The following is a 3,527-nucleotide window of genomic DNA, read 5'->3' on the forward strand; positions in this document are numbered from 1 at the left end:
CAATCACTTCATCACAAGGAAACCGGTTCGACTCCGGCCGGGGTCGGCCACGAGTTGTCCTGCGCGGACACCTCGGTGCCCGCCATCCCACCGCCCTTCTCACCCTCGCCGCCCCACCGCCGCCCCACCGCCGTGCCCGCCTCCGTACGTACGGGTCACGCTCCCCGCCACGACAGTCCCGGACTGCCAGCCTTCCTCGTCCCGCGGCAGAGTCGAACGTCCCGCGATCACCGGGCCATCGCGCCGGGACGGCGCGGACCCCTCGGCAGGCGACCAGGTGCCCGGGCGGCTCTGTCCTCCACGCGGCGCGCCCGGCAGGCTCGATACGGGTGGACGACCAGCCGATCGCCCCGACGGTGGACGAGCCGGCGGATCCTCGGACCCTCGAGCAACCAGGTGTCCACCCAGCCCAGACGGCGACGACCCGTGGAGGGATCGGGTCGAAGCCAGCCAGGCACGGCGCGGCGGCCATCGCCGCGATGGCGAGCGCGTCGAAGGACCCACCGCCGCGTCGTGCCCGGACACAGCACCGCCGCTCACCGCGCGGCACAGCGACCCGGCACCGCAACCGCGGCGGGACAGCGACGCGGCGGTCAGCGGTCAGTCGGTGGCGCCGGGCATCCCGTGGCGGGGTTCGATCGCGTCGACCAGTCCCCAGGCCAGCGCCTGCTCGGCGTCGATGGGCTCGCCGCTGAGAATCAGATGTGTGGCCCGGTGACGTCCGATCCGCCGCGGCAGACTGGCCGTCCCCCCAGCCCCCGGTACCAGCCCCATCGCGATCTCGGGCAGCCGGAACGTGGCGTCCGGCGCGGCGATGACCCGGGTGCAGAAGGCCGGCAGTTCCGCCCCCGCGCCGATACACAGCCCATGGACGTAGGCGGTCGCCGGCACTCCGCAGGCCAGCAGGTTCAGCGGGATGCTGCGGCTGGTGCGCACCGCGTGCGCCCGTCCGGGATCGGGTAGCGAACCGAACTCGGTCAGGTCCCCTCCGCTGGAGAACGACGGGCCCGCACCGCCCAGCCGGATCCCGGTCAGGTCGTCATCGAGCGCGGCGAGCCGGAACGCCGCCACCAGCCCGTCCCGCAGGCCGGTGTTGACCGCGTTGTGCCGTCCCGGTCGGTTCAGGATCACCGTCAGCACCGACCCGTGCCGCTCGACCAGCACCGCCGGCCGCTCGGCGGCTCCCGCCCCCGCGGGTGGCACGGTGGGTGGTGTGGGCACCGCGAGTGGGGTGGGGACGGTGAGTGGGGTGGGCTGGCGGTTCGCGCGGGCGGCGCGGCGGCGGCGATGGTCGTCCAGCCAGGCGGCGAACTCGGGGCCGGCCTGAAGCGCGGAGTAGGCGAACGACTCCGCGACCACCGCGTCCCGGATGTCTCCCCGACAACTCAAGCGCAGCAGCTGCACCAGGGCCACCGACGCGAACGGACGGCTGCGTACCACCGCCGCCAGCGCGGCGACCGCGGCGTCCAGACCGCCCGGGGCGTGGACCCACGGCCGCGGCGGCGCCGGTGTCTCGGTGAGCAGGATGTCGAAGCCGGCCGCGGCGACCTCGGCGGGGACCCGCCGCAGATCCTCGGCGACCGCGACCAGGACGCACGGCAGGTGCCGTCCCACCTCGGCGACGCGCACCGCGGCCGGCGCGGCCGCGTCGACCACCAGCAACGGCCGCTCGTCGAGCGGACTGAACACCTCGGGATCCACGTGCAGTGCGGCGAGGGCCGCCTCGGGCGCAGGAAAACTCACGCCTCCGACGCTAGTGCGCTGCCCGTGAGCGTTTCCGGCCGCGGTGCAGTGGCCGCGGGCACACCCATCCAGGACGGAGGACCGCCACCCGTCACCGGCGACCGGCGAGCCCGGTGAGTCACGAACTCGTGGTGGAGCGTGGCTTCGGGCCGCTGGAGCGCATGTTCACCAGGCGACCGAGCAGATCGAACCAGAACGGCGCGCCGGCGGTGAGGGCGAAGCACGCCAGGGCCAGGCCGAGGATCTTCACCAGCCAGCCGTGCACGGAGTTCGGCACCTCACGAGGATCCTCTCGATCCTCGCTGGCTCGCACCCAGCCGATGGGCAGGGCCAGCCCGGAGGCGTCCCGCACCGCGCGCACCGCCTCCTCCGCCGCCGGCACCACATCGCCACCGGACGACGCGGAGTCACCGGGCGAGGCGGAGCCATCGGATGAGGCGGAGTCGCCGGACGCACCGGCGGAATCGGTGGCGGTGGCGGTCTGGTCGAGGGTGACGCGGGCGGCGGTGACGGCGGCTTCGCGGACGGGGCCGTCCTGCCAGAGCGCGCGGGCGATGCCGATGGTGTCGAGGTTGAAGGCGGCGGCCAGCAGAAGGGCGTAGCCGGCGAGAAAGACCGAGATGCGGCGGCGGTACCAGCCGGAGAGGCGGTCCATCGCCTGGTCGTACCAGCCGGCGAGCTCAGTGACGATCTTGTCGCGGTCGCCGCGGGCCCGGACCACGGCGGCGGTCAGGGCCGTCTTCGCCGCGGACGGCGGCAGGGCGGCGAGGCCCTGCTCGAGGGTGGTGACGGGATCGCTGCCCACGGCCGAGACCAGGGTGGCGGCGATCATCCGCCCGGTGGGGTACTGGGCTGGTGTCGCGGCGAGCAGGGCGGCGGCGGTCGTCGCGTCCAGCGTGCGGGTCGCGGCCTGGTAGGCGGCGATGTAGGTGGCCCGCTGCTCGTGGGGGACGTCCAACGGGAGGCTCTCGGGGCGCAGCTGGCCGAGCATGGCGCGCGCGGGCGGGTCCACCAGGTCGACGAGGGCCTGGGCGAACAGCGTGGACGGAACGTAGGACGGCAACCGCAGGTGGCGCGCCCGGCGCACAGCGGCCCAGCCGCCCTCGGCGGGGGGATGAGCGGCCATGTCGGGGCCCTGGTGCGCCGCGGGGTCCTCGTGGCCGCCGGCCCGCAGCATCCGCAACGGCCCGTCGAACAGCCGCGCCATCAGATCCACCGGCGGATTCGCGTCGTCGTCACCCGGCGCGGGGCCGGGTGCGGGTGCGGGTGCGGGTGCGCCGAGCAAGCCGCGCAGGGCGGACTCCAGACGGCGCTCGCGGTAGTGCAGAACGCCGAGCACGGCCTCGTTGATCCTGGACACGGCCAGGCTGAAGGCGGCGAACAGCAGCGCGAGCCCGATCAGGACATCCAGCGCCGACGAATCCGGCATGCGGCTCCCCCTTGCCCCGTGCGTACGTGCCACCGACCAGCCGTGTGACGGCCCGCCCGAACGGCGGCCGACATAGGACAGACGGCGCATTTCTACACCTTGGCACCGACAGAACACCCGGCGGCATCGCGATACACCGGAAACGACACCGATGGTCACCATCCGCCCTGGCGTTGTGCGGACCAAAGCGGACCGGATGACACCGGACGCGGGCAGCGCGGGCAGCGCGGGCGGTGGGGCGGTGGGGCGGCCAGGGTAGAGGCCGAAGGGTGAGGCGTGGTCGCCGAGCACGGTGGGAACCGGGCTGGGCGACCACGCCTCGGGGAGAAACCGCTGGCGGTCCGAACCTGGCCTA

At 74.2% G+C, this 3,527-nt stretch carries 2 protein-coding genes; both read right to left on the minus strand.

Going from position 1 to position 3,527, the window contains the following annotated elements:
* Positions 1–600 precede the first annotated feature (600 nt).
* Positions 601–1,743: an enoyl-CoA hydratase/isomerase family protein gene (locus tag G6R24_RS19435; RefSeq protein ID WP_225438762.1), complete on the minus strand. Its 1,143-nt coding sequence runs from the start codon at positions 1,741–1,743 to the stop codon at positions 601–603.
* 118 nt (positions 1,744–1,861) lie between these two features.
* Positions 1,862–3,172, minus strand: a complete 1,311-nt coding sequence (locus G6R24_RS19440) for a hypothetical protein (protein ID WP_163550610.1) — start codon at positions 3,170–3,172, stop codon at positions 1,862–1,864.
* Positions 3,173–3,527 lie beyond the last annotated feature (355 nt).

Origin of the sequence: Candidatus Frankia nodulisporulans (assembly GCF_902806475.1) — a bacterium.
In the GTDB taxonomy this organism is placed as follows: domain Bacteria; phylum Actinomycetota; class Actinomycetes; order Frankiales; family Frankiaceae; genus Frankia; species Frankia umida.

Excerpts from the sequence above, each read along its gene's own strand:
- G6R24_RS19440 (WP_163550610.1), bottom strand. The coding sequence starts at position 3,172 with ATGCCGGATTCGTCGGCGCTGGATGTCCTGATCGGGCTCGCGCTGCTG.